Below are 16,586 nucleotides of genomic sequence, written 5' to 3' on the forward strand. Positions count from 1 at the left end.
AGACAATCCTTCAACATTACTTACCAAAAAAGCCTCCAACTTGCTTTACAATACCTGTCACTTGATTCATCGCATTCATCATTTGTCCAGCTGTATTCATCATTTTATTTACATCATAGTTACCATCTGATGTTTTAAATTGAGAAACAAAACTAGAAAACTGACTTGGCTGTTGTTGCTTTTGCTTACCCTGCGTCGGATACGGTTGTTTTGGTGGATAAAACATCGCTTGTTGATTAGCATACGGCGATGGTGGTGGTGGCATATAATATTGCGAATTCATATAAGGCTGCTGCTGTTGTTGATTCATGTATGGTTGCTGAGCTTGTGGTTGTTGAGCTTGATTCACATAAGGTTGCTGCTGTTGTGGTTGTTGAGCTTGATTCATAAAGGACACTTCAAACGGTTGATAATAATTTTGATTTCCATAATAAGGCTCAAAAGGATACATATTATACCGTAAATATGTATCCGTATTATATTGGTACATATTTTGCTGTACATATGGATTCGTTTGCTGATATACGTTAGGTTGTTGAAACATGCATTCTCTCCTCCTTCACATAAGTTTCTACATATATAATATGTACCTATAAAATAATATGTGTGATGGAGTATCTGTCTATTTTTGTCGGAAGTTTAAATTTTTAAAAAATTAAAAAAGAAAACCCTTCCATGCTATGATAATGAAGAAGAAGATTCTCATGGGGGAGGAATCAACATGGTATTAGGGGATTTAAAACAAGCGTTTTCTCAAAAAAAGGGGTATTGCACAGAGAATGTAAATGAATTATTAGACTTTGCGAGACATTGGTATCTCGAAGGAAAAATATGCATATCAGATTATCGAACATTAATAAAAGAATTAGAAATAAACGGCGCAACAAAACCCACAACAATGACAGAAGCATAAAAATAACAAGAGGGCTCTCCCTCTTGTTATTTACATTGCTCAACTATATTTTGCAAAGTATACGAAATGGCTTGGTGTGTTTCAAAGAATCGTTTACCTTTACCTTTATTTACAAAGCATTGTAACACATTCGTTTGTAAATTATCGTATACTTGATCAATTTGCTGTACATGTATATATTTTGGCTTTTCTTCTTTAATCCACGTATAAGCTAATTCTTTCCACTTCTTTAATTCCTCATCTACCATATCTACAAACGGTTTCATATCCTTATAAAAGTCGTATTCGGTTAGTTCTCTCTTTTTTACATTCGCTTCATTATTATACTGCATGAGTTTTTCTGAAGACTGTATTAACGCTTCATTCTTCATTACTTTCCCACCTTATTATGCACTCACTACGACGTTTTGAAATGTCTTTACCCAATTCCCTTTCTCTTCGTGATGCACTAATTTATTTTCCATATGTTCAATATGCATTTCTGTTATTTCTATCTTATTGCATATTTTTTCACTCGCATCCTTTAATGCATGATTCATTCTAATCCCTATATTCATTTCCAGCAAATCGAGAGAACTTAACATTTGATCCATTTTTTTCATTACATCTTCCTTTTGAACCATCGCCATATACAAAACGCCTCCTTCTTTGCTTTTCCTTTGTCATGTATTTTCGCCGAATGATTCACCACTCCTGCCCACATGACAAAACTAGTTGTTATTCGTCAAAGAAATCATTTCGTATGTCATTTATAGAAATGGTAACAATACAAAAAGGAGGTGTATTACAATGGCAAAGAACAAAAATGAAAAAAAGAAAAACCAAAACAAACAACAAAATAAACCCGAGACTGGCAATCCAAAGCTAGATGGTCCAAACTTCCCTGCTACATAAAGCGAGACTTTATTACGAACAGTTAAATTTCAAGTCACCCTTAATCTCCTACTAGCATTACGTTTTGAGATTAAAGTTGTAGCACACATAGCAGGATTGTTTCAAATTAAGAAGTCCCGTCTTCAAAATGGAAGACGGGACTTCTTTTTTATTATATCATGAACTCATCCATCCTTTTAGCAAAACGATTTACGATAGATAGCCTATAGATTTGTTCTCTCTTTCTTCTATACCATTCTGTTATATTAACTTCCCCTTTAGGTTCTTCAAGTACAAATAGCACATTCATTTTCATATTTGCACAAAACCAATCTCTCATTTTTATTTCTTCATGTAAAATAACAGGATAAATATCTCTAAGTGTTGGCGTATAAGACTTTCGAGTTTCCTTTGCGTAAACTTCATAATCTTCTCTAGACCCAGTATGTGTAGTTTGCAATGCAAACTTATAAAACGAACCATTATAAATTGGATGAAACAATAACCATGCTAATTTTTTTCCTAGTTCTATACGCTGTTGTAACGTTTCAAATTGATAAACCGAAAATCCATACATTCTCCCTTCAATTGTTGGGAAGATAACTGCACTAATATGAAATCTTTCTTGTACTTTAAAAAGTGCAGTATGGAATACATGTTTTTTAAAATATGTGTTCTCAATGACTGGTTTTTGAATTTTATTTTGTTCATTTATAATAAGCGCTGTCATAAGCCTATTTATATCTCTTCTTTCCCAGAAAAATAGCCATTCTTTTTCCATAAAAATTGATACGCTGAAATATTGCAACAAATGAAAGAGAGGTGCACGTCTCTTCTTACTTTCCTCATACAATAATAGCTGTGGAAATGCATCTAAAAAAATAATCCAATTAGCCTGTTCGTACAGAATAAATAAATGTTTTTTTACCGTTTTAGGTAAAACAGTAGCATAATATCTCCCTTCTAAATCAGTCATATTCCAGCCCGCATTTCTCGAAACCATACTCGCTAAAAAGGCCCACCTGATTTCACTATTTCTTAAATAATATTCTTGATAAGATTGTGTTCGAGAAATATTGTCCACATTAGCTATTTCTGTTTTCTTTTTAATATTGCGAATGATTGCTCTTTCTTCCTCTGTACAAAACTTTTTTTCTCGATTTTGTTTAATTTTCATATAATCATTCCATGTAAACATAAATAAGTCATCATACCTTTCATCAAAAAGGTCACATCTTTTTTCATTTTTTGATATAATCACCTTTGTAAGTAATTCTTAGCAAGTTGGGAGTGGACACACTATGACCATTCGTTACCCAAATGGAAAAAGGTATAATCAAGCTTCACAACCTCAAAAAACACCTATAAAAACACATACTTATAGTAATAGAGGTATGTCCCTTGAAGAGGAATTGAATGAAACAAATCAATATTACTTAACCCATAATATTGCATGTGTACATAAAAAGCCTACACCTCTTCAAATTGTAAAAGTAGATTACCCCGCTCGAAGTGCTGCAGTGGTAAAAGAAGCGTATTTTAAACAACCTTCTACAACAGATTACAACGGTGTATACAAAGGGAAATACATCGATTTTGAAGCAAAGGAAACAAAAAATAAAACTAGTTTCCCACTTCAAAACTTCCACCTTCATCAAATTGAACATATGAAGCAAGTGGTTGCTCATAATGGAATTGCATTTGTTATTATTAAATTTACACTTTTTGATGAATTTTATTTACTAGATGCAAAACATATTATTGCATTTTGGAATCGTCAAAATACTGGTGGACGCAAGTCGATTACGAAAGAAGAAATAGAAGAGCATGGATCCTTATTATCATGCGGTTATCACCCTCGGATTGACTATATCCGTGTACTAGACATGGTTTATTTTTCGTGATAGAGTCATCACTAAGGCTCTTTTTTCGACTTTTGGGGGAGAGAATGAAAGGTAGGAGAAAGTATAATGTCAGATAATTATCGTTCTCGTACAGAACGAAATCATGTGAAAAATCAAGAGAAAAAAACACATAAAGAAGAAAAACCAAAGAAAAAAGGCTCCTTTTTCAAGAAATTCCTTATAGGTTGTCTACTTCTTGGTATCGTTGGTCTTGTAGCCGGCGTTTCCGCTTTCTTTGTTATGGTAAAGGACGCTCCAAAATTAGACAAATCCAAACTTGTTAATCCTTTATCAACAAAGTTTCTTGATAAAAACGGAAATTTCTTCTATGAATACGGTGCTGAAAAACGAACACATGTTACTTATGATCAAATTCCAAAAGTAGTTGAAAATGCATTCCTTGCAACTGAGGATTCGCGTTTCTATGATCATAATGGAATTGATTTTAAACGAACTACAAAAGCAGTTATGGAAAATGTCACTGGTGGTTTCGGTTCCCAAGGTGGTAGTACGATTACACAGCAAGTCGTTAAAAACTACTTTCTAACGATGGATAAAACCGCTAAGAGAAAAGTACAAGAATGGTACTTATCTTACAAATTAGAGCAACAATACTCTAAACATGAGATTTTAGAAATGTACTTAAATAAGATTAATTTAGGTAACCGTTCATACGGTATTGCGACAGCAGCGCAAAAATATTATGGTAAAGATTTAAAAGACTTGCAATTACATGAAGCTGCTATGCTCGCTGGTTTACCCCAAGGTCCAAACATTTATGATCCAACCAAAAAGGAAAATGTTGAACGAGCAACAAATCGTCGTAATGTCGTATTGTCATTAATGAATCGACATGGTTATATAACAAAAGAAGAAATGAATAATGCAGTTAAAATCCCAGTAACAGAGGGCCTTCAACCGTCTTCAGAAATAACTGAGATGAAGTATCAAGCATTTTTAGATGCAGTTGTAAAAGAAGTTGAAAAAGAATATCCTGATGTAAATATCGGTTCAGATGGTTTAACGATTCATACAACACTTGATCAAGATGCTCAAGATTATGCTGAAAAAATTATGGATGGCAATCTTATTAAGTATCCAAACGATCAATTCCAAGGATCATTCGTATTTATGGATACACAATCTGGAGAAGTTCGAGCAATTGGTGCTGGACGTAAAGAAAATAAGTCCACTTTCAAAGGTCATAATATGGCAACTGATTTAAAACGCCAAGTTGGTTCAACAATGAAACCAATTTTCGACTACGGTCCAGCGATTGAGAATCTTCAGTGGTCTACTTATCATCAATTAAATGACTCTGAATATACTTATTCTGATGGCACAAAGATTAAAAATGCTACAGGGAGTTTTAAAGGTGACGTTTCACTTCGTGAAGCATTGAAGAAGTCATTAAACATCCCGGCTTTAAAGACAGCTCAAACAGTTGGACTTAATAAATCAAAAGAGTTTGCTGAAGGTTTAGGCATGACATTTGAAAATGGAGTACATGAATCTACTGCAATTGGTAGTAACGATAGTTCTCCCTTAGCAGTAGCAGGTGCATATGCAACCTTTGGTAATAGTGGTAACTACAATAAACCACACTTCGTAAAAGAAGTAACCTTCCCGGACGGGAAAAAGAAAAGCTTTAAACCGAAAGAACAACGTGCTATGCAAGACTATACAGCTTACATGGTAACTGACGTTCTTCGTGACGTAGTAAAACCTGGTTCTGGTGGTACAGGACCAACAGCATATGTTTCAGGTGTTGACGTAGCGGGTAAAACTGGAACGCAAAACTTTGATGCAAAAGATTTAAAGAAATACGGCATTCCAGCTGATGCAAACAGAGATAGCTGGTTCGCTGGATATACACCACAATATACGATGGCTGTATGGACGGGTTACGTAAAGAACGGTCCAGAAAACTACATTAGTGATCGTTATACTAAAATTGCACAGCAAATGTTCCAAGTAATGATGAGCAAATTCGCTACAGATAAATCACGCTTTGAACGTCCTTCTTCTGTTCAAGAAATAAACGGAGAATTATATGTAAAAGGTGCGAAAAAAGATGCAATTAAACAAATTAAAGTAGATGCCCCTAGTGGTCTGAATGTCACTTTTGATGGCGCTAGCACAGTTACACTAAACTGGTCTGGACCAGCAGAAGTTGATGCATATGCAGCCAGCTATAAAGCAACTGACGGTTCAAGTGGCAGCCTATCAGTAAGTGGTACGACAGCTACTCTTGGTGGTATTAAACCAGGTGTTACTTATAGCTTCTCTGTAGTAGCGAAAAAAGGCACTGGCACAAGCCCAGCAGTTGGTGCATCCTTCACTGCGCCTGGCGGAACTCCAGATGCGAAAAAAGCTGAAGAAGAGGCTAAGAAAAAGGCCGATGAAGAAGCTAAGAAAAAAGCTGATGAAGAAGCCCAGAAAAAGGCTAATGAAGATAAAGTAAAACAAGACGAAGCTAAGAAAAAGGCTGAAGAAGAGGCTAAAAAACAACAAGAACAGCAACAAGAACAACAACGTAAACAGCAAGAAGAAGCTCAGAAGAAAGCTGATGAGGAAGCTAGAAGGAAAGCTGAAGAAGAAGCTAAGAAACAAGCTGAAGAAGAAGCTCAGAAGAAAGCTGAAGAAGAGGCCAAGAAAAAAGCTGAAGAAGAAGCTAAGAAACAACAAGAACAGCAACACCAAAATACCGGAGGAGATACACCTCACGCAGACGGTGCTGTTGTAACAACAGAGTCCTAATATACAAAAAAAGAAGTCCGTTTCTCTTAACGAGAAGCGGACTTCTTTTTTGTTATCATTTTCTTTACATACAGCTTTTCTATTTCGATATACAACTGCGCTAATTGAATATAAGAATGATAATTACTCGGTTTCTTTATAATGAATGAATATCTTTCCATAAAATTAACAGGTTGTACTTTTAATTTATTCGTATTTATTTGCATTTCATTCAAACTATGAACAGGTTGTTCATTTAGCCAATAGACAACCGATAACAAGTGAGCTGCAAAAAGAATCATTGGTCCCTCAGCCTCTTGCTTATTTCTATTTCGAAACAGTATAGCAATGTCTTCATGCTTATTTTTCCATACATTCAACATCGCTGGAATACTGTTTTCAATTTCCTTCCATGGCTCATACTGTCTTTCAATATCAAATATAAAGTAAGTATTTTGTATTATCTCTTCAAAAGAATTGTCTGTATGATACTTAATTAAATTTACACTTTCTTCAAAAAATGGTAAACAGTGAAATTCTTTCGGTATTTCTATAACTCGCTCCATCCTTTATTTCACCTTCATTCGCTTCTTTCCTTCACGACATACTTCTAACAGTCTGCACTCCTCACATTGCGGTCGTTGTGCTTTACAGTGATAACGTCCAAAGAAAATCATACGATGATGTGTAACTCCCCACTCATCCATCGGTACTTTTTTCATTAATGTTTTTTCTACTTCTAACACAGAGTCTTTCCATCTACACATAGCTAATCGTTTACTCACTCGCTCCACATGTGTATCAACAGCAATTGCCGGAATTCCAAACGCTACGGAAACTACAACATTCGCTGTTTTCCTTCCTACACCTGGTAATTTCGTAAGTTCATCTCGATCGCTCGGTACTTCTCCATTATAGTCATCTAATAACATTCGGCATAATTTTTGAATGTTTTTTGCTTTATTTCTATACAATCCGATAGAGCGTATATCTTGTTGTAATTCTTCTAGAGAAACACTTAAATAATCTTCTGGTGTTTTATATTTTTGAAATAAATTTCTTGTCACTTTATTTACAAGTACATCCGTACATTGTGCAGATAACGCCACCGCGATTACAAGTTCAAATGGATTATCATGAACCAATTCACAATGTGCTTCTGGATACATATCCGCCATTGTGTCTAAACAATAACGGATTTGCGTTTTGTTAAGCATATTTTTCCTCCTATATTACTGCTCCAACCAATTATAAAAAGGCACTTTTCCAGTAAATTTCGTCTCTTGTTTTGTCATTTGTTGTGTTCTTTGTTGATTCGCTCTAAATTTTTGACCTTGATTTTGAGCCTGATCTACCGTTTTAATTCCATTCTTTTTCCACTCAAATAAAATACGATCAATATATCGGAAATTTAGTTTTCCACTCATTACAGCTTCTCTAAGAGCCGCTTGAATTAAATTTGGATGATGTTGATCTTGGTCCTCCCACATTCCTAACGTTTCACATTCGAACGGCGAAAGTGGTCTTCCAAATTCTTTTTCAAATACTGTATATAAATTTACTTGCAGCTGTTTTTTTTCTTTTTGCTCTTCCTCTATTGATTCATCCATTAAGAAATGTAATATTTTTTCCCATAACGGTTGTAAAGAATAACTTTCGCACATCATCGCTTCTGATCTTTGTCCACCTTCTAGTGATAAAAACCCTTTTTGAATCAATACTTGAATTACTTCCATACATTTCATTTCCGTTATCGTCATCCGTTCAGAAATCTCTGAAGGAGTCGGAAACGAATTACCTGATTCTAAAAATGTGTGTACATGAAGTACCACCATAAATTCCGTCTCATTTAAACCTAATTTTTTATAATGCATCATAAGCAATTTTGGAATTGCAATGCTTCCCTGCTCAAACCACTGTAACATTATTTTCTTTTTCATCACCAAACACCTCGCTCTCTAGTATAACACACCTTTAGCTATTTCTTTTTGCCACAATTCGTCAAAAAAACCTCCCCATTAATAGGGAGGTTTTTTATATTACATGAATGAAATATAAAATTAAGCTTGCACTTTACTTTTCATAAATGTATGGATGCGCTCTAATGCTTTCTCTACTTGTTCAAGAGATGTCGCATATGATAAACGAACATTATTTGGAGCCCCAAATCCTGTACCGGGTACAAGAGCCACTTTTTCCTCTTCTAATAGAGCTTTTGCCCACTCATCAACTGTTGCATATCCTGATAAAGCTACAGCTTCTTTTACGTTAGGGAATAAGTAAAATGCACCTTGCGGTTTAATACAAGTAAAGCCAGGGATTTGAATTAATTTATCATAAATGATGTTTAATCTCTCTTCAAAGGCTTGACGCATTGTTTCTACAGGTTCTTGTGAGCCTGCATATGCCGCAATTGCGCCGTATTGAGCGATTGAAGTAGGGTTTGACGTACTATGACTCGCTAAGTTCGTCATCGCTTTAATAAGCTGCTTATTCCCTGCTGCATATCCAATACGCCATCCTGTCATAGAATGAGATTTAGATACACCATTAATAATAAGTGTTTGTTCTTTTAATGCATTAGAAAGCTGGGCAATTGAAGTATATTCTACGCCACCATAAATTAATTTTTCATAAATTTCATCAGAAACGATTAAAATATCATGTTCTAAACACACTTCTCCAAGCTGTTGTAATTCTTCTTTGCTATAAATCATTCCTGTTGGATTGCTCGGTGAATTAATAATAACCGCTTTCGTTTTCTCTGTAATTGCCTCACGCAGCTGCTTTGCTGTAATTTTGTACTCATTGTCTTCTAAACCTTCTACATAAACCGGCTTACCGCCAGCAAGCTTCACTTGCTCTGGATAGCTTACCCAGTAAGGAGTTGGGATGATAACTTCATCTCCCTCATCAAGTAATACTTGGAATAATGTATATAATGCATGCTTTGCACCATTACATACAATAATTTCAGATGGATCATACGCAATACCTTGATCGCGAGTAAACTTTTTCACAATTTCTTGTTTTAACGATTGTAATCCACCTGTTGGTGTATACTTCGTATGCCCTTCTAACATCGCTTTATGTGCAGCATCCATAATATGCTCTGGTGTATTAAAGTCAGGTTCCCCTGCCCCTAATGCAATTACATCATGACCCTCTGCTTTTAATGCTTGTGCCTTTGCTGTAATTTCTAAAGTTGAAGACGGTGTTAAAGCAGCTACTCGCTTTGCTAATTTCATTTGTAGTTCCCCCTACATCTATTTTTCAATGCTATATCGTCTTAAAAATTTTCCATCTTTAAATTCAAGATAGTAATAGCTATAACGATTGTCATCATCAATATATGTAACTTCCCATAGTGGTACATCATTTTCAAAGCCTAATTTCACTTTCATAATCTCTTTCGGCTTACTTTTTGATTCCTTACTTTCATTGCCGACTTGCTCTATTGTTCTTTGTATAGCCTCTTTTTCAGAAATACCTTCGCTCTTTTTCCTTACTACAGTATCCCCTTTTTTCTCAGGCACCCAAACGATAAGTTGTTCTCCCTTTTCATCTGTACCTTGCACGACTATATATGCAGATTTTCCATTGTAATAATCAACAGATTTGACCTTTGTAAGCTTTGCTTTTTCTTTAGCAATTTCTACAAATTTCGACTCTTTGGGAATTTTCTTTCCCATCGCTTTATTATAAACATACGCCCCATATATTCCGCTAGCAACGATAACAATAATGATTGCAAAGATCCACTTTTTCATTGTATCACTACGTTCTGTAAATCGTAAATACAGCTGTTTCTTTATCTTTTTCGTCTAATGCTAGTCCGAACATGAGGTCCTGCTCTTTTAACGTACGATTCAAACTATCAACAATTTTATACAAATCAGACGAATATTTAATACGTGTCGTTGATAGTACTTCGATTTTCTTCTCCATGAAAAAACTCCTCCGTTACACAAAAATTTCTAATTATAGAAGAACGCAATGCGGTTACAATAAGAGTACATTCTTTACAACCCCTGCTTCATCACCCATCTATTATAGCAGGACATGTACAGCAAAAAAAGGTTTCAAGTCGAAAACCAACACATTTTGTATACAAGAAGTAAGAAAAATAAAATTCCTCCTACCCACATTTTTTACGCCCGAAGTTTATAAATACTTCAGGCGTATTTTTCTTCCATTTTTATTCATTTGGTGGTTCTTCTAATTGTACTAATAATTCTTCTAATGGTCCTTCATAAAGAGGTACGTTAGGAATCGATTGTAGAAATCGTTTTCCATAAGAAGAACTCGTCAAACGACGATCTAACACTACTACCGTTCCTGTGTCTGTATTCGTTCGAATTAAACGGCCAAATCCTTGTTTGAAACGTAATATTGCTTGTGGGAGCACTAATTTAGCGAATACATCTTCACCTTGATTTTTTAGCCACTCACCTTTCGCTTCCATCATCGGCTGATGAGGAGGTGTAAATGGTAGACGGACTATAACAAGACAACTTAAGGCATCTCCTGGAATATCTATTCCTTCCCAGAAACTGCTCGTCCCTAATAAAATTGATTTGTCGAACTCTTGAAACTTTCGAATTAAACGGCTTCTACTTCTATTATTCACACTTTGTGTGAGTAATAAATAACCCTCTAATTCATCATTATTTTTTAAATTCGCATACGCTTCTTTTAACATTTCATACGAAGTGAATAAAACGAGCATTCTGCCTTTTGTGGTTTTCGCTATCTTTGCAATATGTTCCGATACAGATTCAATATATCGTTCATTACTTACTTGCTTAATAAAAGGTACATCCGTTGAAACCATTAATTTCATCTGTTCATCATAACGAAATGGTGACGGAACCTTTAAAGTATTTGGAGCGAAATCATGTAAACCAAGTTCCTCTTTTATATAATCAAACGTATCGTTAATTGTTAGTGTTGCAGATGTAAAAATAACACTCTTTTTTTCTGTTAAAAATTCATCCGCAAATCTTTCACCAATATGAACAGGCTGTGCATATAGAACTGTTGAATGAATCGTCCCTTTCGTTTCAGTCTCCATCCAAGTTACATACGAATTCTTTTCTAATATGAGTAATTGTAATGATTCTGCCATCTTTCTCAGCAACTCAATTAAATGCATAAATTCACCTGTTACAACATGCATCTCCCATTCTAACTTACTTTGCAATATATTCACTTGCTTCTCAAGAGCAGTTACTACCCTTCTTAATTCATATATAAAACGATTTGTTAATTCGACAATACTATCCCACAACTTACCTTTTTCTAGTTCTGGGTTATACCTATAGATGAGCGGCATATTATTCGTTCCTTGTTCTTGCTTTGTTTGTTTAAATATAAAAGTACGTAACATTTGGAAGAGTTCATCCGCATCAAACTTAAGTTCCTTCAAACTATAACTTATCATACGGAAAGTTGAACGAGATGCTTGCTCTGATTTTTTCATCATTTTATATACTTTGGAGAGTACATCTTCTGTTTCTAGCGTCCCAAGACGAGATATAACCAATTGAAAATACATACAAGAGAACTGTTCACCCAATGTTCTACTCGCAGCTTCTTCAATATGGTGAGCTTCATCAAAAATAATATGTTCGCATGAAGCAAACAACGGTTCTTCACTTGAAAAATCTTGAAATAATAACGCATGATTTGTAATAACGATATCTGCAAATAAAGCTTTATTCTTCGCTCGCTGGTAAAAACAACGACTATACCAATTACTTTGCATACCGCCTGGACTATACGCATCGCTACAAATCCGATTCCAAAGTAACTTTCCACCCTCAGGAATATTTAATTCGTCTCGATCACCTGTTTCAGTTTGCAATAGCCAAACTAAAATCTTCGCCTTCGTAAGTGCCATATCATAATTTTTTTCTTCCTCTTGCAAAGCATACTCAAATTTATGTAAGCATAAATAATGCTTTCTTCCTTTTAGAAGAGCTACCTCAAATGAAAATGGCATTATTTTTTGTAATAACGGAATTTCTTTTTCTAATATTTGTTGTTGGAGTTGTACCGTTTGTGTACTTATAATGACAGGTTCTTCTTTTCTCTTTGCAAAATAAAGACTAGGAAGCAAATAAGCAAGAGTCTTTCCTGTTCCTGTACCGGCTTCAATTAGTGAAAAACGAGAATCTCTTAACGCCGTATATATCTCTTTCATCATCAATTGTTGACTTTCTCTTCTTTCAAACTTTGGCATATGTGATTCCAATTTATCCATCGTTTTATTCAAGAAAGCATCAAACTTTGATGAACACGTTTCTCCAAGGTTTAAGGAATAGTTCCGCTTTTTCAGCGCAATATTTCGATGTATTTCATACTCCGCTATATCTTCTTTACCGTGCATTACTTTCTTTAAAATATTTTCAGAAAGCACATCAGCTATATCACTTTGGAACACATCGCTTAATTCATAAAGCGATTGCAACGTGACAAGTGGTAACTTTTCAATTTCATTTAAAAATTGTAAAAATAATTCCGCTGTTGCAAGAGCATCACTATCCGCACGATGTGGTTGATCGTGCTCTAGTTCATGCTTCTTAGCTAAATCACGTAATTTATAACTATCGGCTGTCGGCAAAAGAATTTGAGCCAATTCAACCGTGTCGATTTTCGGACAATGTATTTCTGTATATCCAGCTTGCCTTAATTCTTCATTTAAAAAATTCCAATCAAAGTGAACATTATGCGCAACGAAAGCCGCACCTTGTAATAGCTCAACAATCATCGGGGCTACATCTTGAAATAACGGGGCTTGTTTTACAAGACTTTCATCAATCCCTGTTAATTCTGTAATAAATGGTGGGATCTCTCTCTTTGGATTAACAAAAGACGAAAAAATCTCCAATATCTCTCCATCTTCTACTACAACAGCTGCAATTTGGGTAATTTTATCCTTCCCATCTTTCCAGGAGTTCCCTGTCGTCTCTAAATCAACAACGACATAACGCTTACTCATATATGTAACACCTCAATTTCTTACCTTTCAAACAACAATAATTTATATAATGTTACTATACCACGTTTTATCTCATCTTAATGAAAAGATGCACAAAAAAGCTATCTCCGCAATGGAGATAGCTTTTCTACTTATAATATCGTACCCGCTTTTTCAGCACCTAACATTTCAATAATTTGATTATTATCGTCTAGTACTGCAATTTTTGGTTCTTGTTTATGAATCTCTTCTTCCGTAACTAGCCCATAACAAATAATAATTACTTTGTCCCCTGGTTGTACAAGCCTTGCCGCAGCACCGTTTAAACAAACAACACCACTACCGCGTTCCCCTTTAATAACGTATGTCTCTAAGCGAGCACCATTATTATTATTTACAATTTGGACTTTTTCGTTTTCTACAATATTTACCGCATCCATTAAGTCTTCATCAATTGTAATACTACCTACATAATTTAAATTTGCCTCCGTTACAGTTGCACGATGTAACTTTGCTCTCATCATTGTGCGAAACATAGATGCTCCCCCTTATTTAACCGTTAATGTTATATTGTCAATTAATCTTACATTTTCAAACTTAACTGCAATAGCTAAAATGATCCTTCCTTCGACTTTCTCTACCATTGTTAATGACGGATATGCATATAAATCCACATAATCTACAGTGCCTTTCGTATGCGTCTCAATATACTCTTTCACAAGATTTGTAATGATTTCCGGATTACGTTCACCTGCCTCAATTCTTTCTTTCGCTATACATAGGCTTCGGTATAAATGAAGAGCTTCTTCACGTTCATCTTGTGATAGGTACACGTTACGAGAACTTTTCGCTAAACCATCTTCTTCCCTTACAATATCAACTGGTACGATTGTAACTGGAATATTGAAATCAGTTACAAATCCTTCAATGACAGCAACTTGTTGAGCATCTTTCATACCGAAATAAGCACGCATTGGCAGCGTAATATTAAATAGTTTCATTAGTACAGTTGCAACACCAGCAAAATGACCAGGTCTTTGTTTGCCACATAATACATCGGTACGCTTTACAACTTCAACTGTTGTCGTTTGTTCTGCTGGATACATTTCTTCTACACTCGGATAAAATAAATAATCTACACCGTTTTCTTTTGCTACATTTTCATCTCTATCAATATCACGAGGATATCGATCTAAATCTTCATTTGGGCCAAATTGTAGTGGGTTTACAAATACACTTAAAACTACAATTTCATTTTCTTCTCTTGCCTTACGTAATAAAGTAGCATGGCCTTCATGTAAATAACCCATTGTTGGAACAAAACCAATACTCTTTCCACTTGCACGAAGTTCGTTTGTAATTTGCTGCATCTCTTGCACTGTAGTTACGATTTTCATTATTGTTTTCCTCCGTATAACGCTAAGCATTCTTCCTCTTTCATTGTGAACGAATGTTTTTCTTCAGGAAATTTCCTTGTCTTTACTTCAGTAACATATTGTGAAATCCCGCGTACAATCTCCTCTTGAACAGACGTATATTGCTTCACAAATTTCGGAACACGATTTACGCCGTATGAGATAAGATCATGATAAACAAGCACTTGCCCATCTACTTTTTGTCCTGCACCAATCCCAATTGTCGGTATTGTTAGTTGCTCTGAAATAAGTTCTGCTAGCTGCATTGGTACACATTCTAACACAAGCGCTATTGCACCAGCTTCTTCACATTTCTTTGCATCTTCTATTAATTTTTTTGCACTCTCCGCATCTTTTCCTTGCACTTTATATCCACCCAACACTCCTACAGATTGAGGGGTTAAACCTAAATGCGCTACAACAGGAATTCCTGCGTTCGTCAAATATTGAATCGTCGATATAACTTCTCCAGCACCTTCTACCTTCAGTGCGTGTGCCCCGCTCTCTTGAACGATGCGGCGTGCATTCACCATCGTTTCTTGTAATGATACGTGATACGACATAAATGGCATATCAGTTACAATAAACGTCTCTTTCGCTCCACGGCGTACAGCTTTCGTATGATGAATCATATCCTCTACTGTTACAGGTACTGTTGAATCGTATCCGAGTACAACCATTCCAAGAGAATCTCCAACTAGAATCATATCAACTTCAGCTTCTTCTGCTAATTTAGCAGATGGATAATCATACGCCGTTAGCATTGTAATCGGCTCACCTTGCTCTTTCATCTTCAAAAAATCTGTTTTTGTTTTCAAAAACTACTCCTCCTTTATGCAGGAGAGAGGAGATGGCCGAAATCATATAAAAAACCCCTCTGGCCATAAAAGGGCAGAAGGGTTGTGTGTTAGTCGGCATTATTCATCCCTCTGTCCCAGTCCGTTATTGGATCAAGGCAGAATCCAAGTTATTATTTTTCGTATGACTTCGAATCATGGTGCAGTTCGCTCTGATACTGCCCACATTCGAACTAATTATAGCAAACCACAAAAAGGAATTACTACATTTTTTTGAAAAAATAATTTTTTATTCTTATTACGGTATATGAAATTTAATACGAGAGTATATATGCTATACAGTTTTTATGGATAATTCAATCCTGAAAAGATACATGTTTTTCAACGCATGTTAAAAAAAGTCCAAGTTAATTTTTTCTGTAATCCATTTAACTGTATAGTATAACTCTTAAACTAATGATGCAGGTTAATTGAAGAAAGCACTTAAAAAAGGAGAATTGCAGATGTCTATGAACAGGTGGTTATTTCGATTCAGCAGTTTGCTTGTAATGATTGTATGGTGGATGTCTTTAGGATCCTCCCAAGTATTTGCCTCAGTTCATGTCGTAACACAACCCACCGATTTAACGAAAGTGATTGAGGTTGAACTAAATGATGATTACTTTAATCCAAATGTCATCACGATTCCGCTTGAAGGATCAACAACATTACTATTGAAAAATAAAGGTAAAAACGAGCACACCTTTACAGTGAAAAAACTCGGTATTGACGTCGTAGTCCAGTCAGGAAAAGAAAAGAATATTACCGTGAAACCTAAAAATACTGGTACATATGAATTAATATGTCGATACCATCTTCTTAAAGGAATGACAGGCAAAGTAATCGTCAAATAACATGCCAGGTCAACTCGACGGAAGCTATTTTGAAATGAACTTTAAATATGAAAAGAATTTATTATCATGT

Annotated in this window: 19 protein-coding genes; 5 read left to right on the forward strand and 14 right to left on the reverse strand. The window is 35.3% G+C overall.

Annotated features, from left to right (window positions below):
• Window positions 1-16: 16 nt before the first annotated feature.
• Window positions 17-544 carry a YppG family protein gene (locus tag F3I02_RS06380; protein WP_000487630.1) on the reverse strand — a complete coding sequence of 176 codons (528 nt, stop codon included), beginning with the start codon at window positions 542-544 and terminating at the stop codon, window positions 17-19.
• Between the two features lie 177 nt (window positions 545-721).
• On the opposite strand from F3I02_RS06380, the gene F3I02_RS06385 reads away from it, so the two are divergent.
• Complete coding sequence (locus F3I02_RS06385) at window positions 722-913, forward strand: YppF family protein (protein WP_000242653.1); 192 nt, start codon at window positions 722-724, stop codon at window positions 911-913.
• A gap of 26 nt (window positions 914-939) precedes the next feature.
• On the opposite strand, the gene F3I02_RS06390 is transcribed toward F3I02_RS06385, so the two are convergent.
• On the reverse strand, window positions 940-1,284 hold the full coding sequence (locus tag F3I02_RS06390; protein WP_000786940.1) for a YppE family protein: 345 nt from the start codon (window positions 1,282-1,284) through the stop codon (window positions 940-942).
• A gap of 15 nt (window positions 1,285-1,299) precedes the next feature.
• Window positions 1,300-1,542, reverse strand: coding sequence for a hypothetical protein (locus F3I02_RS06395; RefSeq protein ID WP_001252036.1), 243 nt, complete (start codon window positions 1,540-1,542; stop codon window positions 1,300-1,302).
• Window positions 1,543-1,627: 85 nt separating this feature from the next.
• Between F3I02_RS06395 and F3I02_RS34625 the strand changes: the two genes are divergently transcribed.
• Entirely contained in the window at window positions 1,628-1,807 is a 180-nt protein-coding gene (locus tag F3I02_RS34625) for a hypothetical protein (RefSeq protein ID WP_001987054.1), read from the forward strand.
• Window positions 1,808-1,958: 151 nt separating this feature from the next.
• Here the strand turns inward: F3I02_RS34625 and F3I02_RS06400 are convergent, their stop codons facing one another.
• Window positions 1,959-2,984, reverse strand: coding sequence for a DUF2515 domain-containing protein (locus tag F3I02_RS06400; RefSeq protein WP_000495647.1), 1,026 nt, complete (start codon window positions 2,982-2,984; stop codon window positions 1,959-1,961).
• A gap of 103 nt (window positions 2,985-3,087) precedes the next feature.
• On the opposite strand from F3I02_RS06400, the gene recU reads away from it, so the two are divergent.
• Together recU and F3I02_RS06410 are read left to right on the forward strand one after the other, a co-directional pair.
• Window positions 3,088-3,690 carry a Holliday junction resolvase RecU gene (recU, locus tag F3I02_RS06405; protein WP_000155598.1) on the forward strand — a complete coding sequence of 201 codons (603 nt, stop codon included), beginning with the start codon at window positions 3,088-3,090 and terminating at the stop codon, window positions 3,688-3,690.
• A 66-nt stretch (window positions 3,691-3,756) separates the two neighbouring features.
• A complete protein-coding gene (locus F3I02_RS06410) occupies window positions 3,757-6,450 on the forward strand; it encodes a PBP1A family penicillin-binding protein (RefSeq protein WP_196477758.1) in 2,694 nt (897 codons plus the stop codon).
• A 26-nt stretch (window positions 6,451-6,476) separates the two neighbouring features.
• Here F3I02_RS06410 and F3I02_RS06415 read toward each other — a convergent pair whose 3' ends face one another.
• From F3I02_RS06415 to panB, 10 genes are all read right to left on the reverse strand, one after another.
• Window positions 6,477-6,995, reverse strand: coding sequence for a YpoC family protein (locus tag F3I02_RS06415; protein ID WP_000442648.1), 519 nt, complete (start codon window positions 6,993-6,995; stop codon window positions 6,477-6,479).
• A gap of 3 nt (window positions 6,996-6,998) precedes the next feature.
• A complete protein-coding gene (gene nth, locus F3I02_RS06420; RefSeq protein ID WP_000933037.1) occupies window positions 6,999-7,646 on the reverse strand; it encodes an endonuclease III in 648 nt (215 codons plus the stop codon).
• A gap of 15 nt (window positions 7,647-7,661) precedes the next feature.
• On the reverse strand, window positions 7,662-8,369 hold the full coding sequence (dnaD, locus tag F3I02_RS06425; RefSeq protein WP_000727172.1) for a DNA replication protein DnaD: 708 nt from the start codon (window positions 8,367-8,369) through the stop codon (window positions 7,662-7,664).
• 120 nt (window positions 8,370-8,489) lie between these two features.
• Entirely contained in the window at window positions 8,490-9,677 is a 1,188-nt protein-coding gene (gene aspB / locus F3I02_RS06430; RefSeq protein ID WP_000761561.1) for an aspartate transaminase AspB, read from the reverse strand.
• An 18-nt stretch (window positions 9,678-9,695) separates the two neighbouring features.
• Window positions 9,696-10,199 (reverse strand): cell wall elongation regulator TseB-like domain-containing protein, encoded by a 504-nt coding sequence (locus tag F3I02_RS06435; RefSeq protein ID WP_000758739.1) that lies wholly within the window; start codon window positions 10,197-10,199, stop codon window positions 9,696-9,698.
• 7 nt (window positions 10,200-10,206) lie between these two features.
• Entirely contained in the window at window positions 10,207-10,377 is a 171-nt protein-coding gene (locus F3I02_RS06440; RefSeq protein ID WP_000412179.1) for a YpmA family protein, read from the reverse strand.
• 250 nt (window positions 10,378-10,627) lie between these two features.
• Complete coding sequence (gene dinG / locus F3I02_RS06445; RefSeq protein ID WP_196477759.1) at window positions 10,628-13,432, reverse strand: ATP-dependent DNA helicase DinG; 2,805 nt, start codon at window positions 13,430-13,432, stop codon at window positions 10,628-10,630.
• 131 nt (window positions 13,433-13,563) lie between these two features.
• Window positions 13,564-13,947 (reverse strand): aspartate 1-decarboxylase, encoded by a 384-nt coding sequence (gene panD, locus F3I02_RS06450; RefSeq protein ID WP_000490182.1) that lies wholly within the window; start codon window positions 13,945-13,947, stop codon window positions 13,564-13,566.
• Between the two features lie 12 nt (window positions 13,948-13,959).
• Complete coding sequence (gene panC, locus F3I02_RS06455; RefSeq protein WP_000707012.1) at window positions 13,960-14,808, reverse strand: pantoate--beta-alanine ligase; 849 nt, start codon at window positions 14,806-14,808, stop codon at window positions 13,960-13,962.
• Window positions 14,808-15,644, reverse strand: coding sequence for a 3-methyl-2-oxobutanoate hydroxymethyltransferase (gene panB / locus F3I02_RS06460; protein ID WP_000851107.1), 837 nt, complete (start codon window positions 15,642-15,644; stop codon window positions 14,808-14,810). The genes panC and panB overlap by 1 nt, the downstream gene beginning before the upstream one ends.
• Before the next feature lie 482 nt (window positions 15,645-16,126).
• Here panB and F3I02_RS06465 point away from each other — a divergent pair, with 482 nt between their 5' ends.
• Entirely contained in the window at window positions 16,127-16,516 is a 390-nt protein-coding gene (locus tag F3I02_RS06465; protein WP_000062393.1) for a cupredoxin domain-containing protein, read from the forward strand.
• Window positions 16,517-16,586: the final 70 nt, after the last annotated feature.

Source organism: Bacillus sp. SRB3LM, assembly GCF_015712745.1.
Classification (GTDB): Bacteria; Bacillota; Bacilli; order Bacillales; family Bacillaceae_G; genus Bacillus_A; species Bacillus_A thuringiensis_K.

Excerpts from the sequence above, each read along its gene's own strand:
- F3I02_RS06380 (WP_000487630.1), bottom strand. The coding sequence starts at position 544 with ATGTTTCAACAACCTAACGTATATCAGCAAACGAATCCATATGTACAG.
- F3I02_RS06410 (WP_196477758.1), top strand. The coding sequence starts at position 3,757 with ATGTCAGATAATTATCGTTCTCGTACAGAACGAAATCATGTGAAAAAT.
- F3I02_RS06440 (WP_000412179.1), bottom strand. The coding sequence starts at position 10,377 with ATGGAGAAGAAAATCGAAGTACTATCAACGACACGTATTAAATATTCG.
- panC (WP_000707012.1), bottom strand. The coding sequence starts at position 14,808 with ATGAAAATCGTAACTACAGTGCAAGAGATGCAGCAAATTACAAACGAA.
- panD (WP_000490182.1), bottom strand. The coding sequence starts at position 13,947 with ATGTTTCGCACAATGATGAGAGCAAAGTTACATCGTGCAACTGTAACG.
- F3I02_RS06395 (WP_001252036.1), bottom strand. The coding sequence starts at position 1,542 with ATGGCGATGGTTCAAAAGGAAGATGTAATGAAAAAAATGGATCAAATG.
- recU (WP_000155598.1), top strand. The coding sequence starts at position 3,088 with ATGACCATTCGTTACCCAAATGGAAAAAGGTATAATCAAGCTTCACAA.
- F3I02_RS06465 (WP_000062393.1), top strand. The coding sequence starts at position 16,127 with ATGTCTATGAACAGGTGGTTATTTCGATTCAGCAGTTTGCTTGTAATG.
- nth (WP_000933037.1), bottom strand. The coding sequence starts at position 7,646 with ATGCTTAACAAAACGCAAATCCGTTATTGTTTAGACACAATGGCGGAT.
- F3I02_RS06415 (WP_000442648.1), bottom strand. The coding sequence starts at position 6,995 with ATGGAGCGAGTTATAGAAATACCGAAAGAATTTCACTGTTTACCATTT.
- dnaD (WP_000727172.1), bottom strand. The coding sequence starts at position 8,369 with ATGAAAAAGAAAATAATGTTACAGTGGTTTGAGCAGGGAAGCATTGCA.
- F3I02_RS06385 (WP_000242653.1), top strand. The coding sequence starts at position 722 with ATGGTATTAGGGGATTTAAAACAAGCGTTTTCTCAAAAAAAGGGGTAT.
- F3I02_RS06400 (WP_000495647.1), bottom strand. The coding sequence starts at position 2,984 with ATGTTTACATGGAATGATTATATGAAAATTAAACAAAATCGAGAAAAA.
- aspB (WP_000761561.1), bottom strand. The coding sequence starts at position 9,677 with ATGAAATTAGCAAAGCGAGTAGCTGCTTTAACACCGTCTTCAACTTTA.
- F3I02_RS06435 (WP_000758739.1), bottom strand. The coding sequence starts at position 10,199 with ATGAAAAAGTGGATCTTTGCAATCATTATTGTTATCGTTGCTAGCGGA.
- F3I02_RS06390 (WP_000786940.1), bottom strand. The coding sequence starts at position 1,284 with ATGAAGAATGAAGCGTTAATACAGTCTTCAGAAAAACTCATGCAGTAT.
- dinG (WP_196477759.1), bottom strand. The coding sequence starts at position 13,432 with ATGAGTAAGCGTTATGTCGTTGTTGATTTAGAGACGACAGGGAACTCC.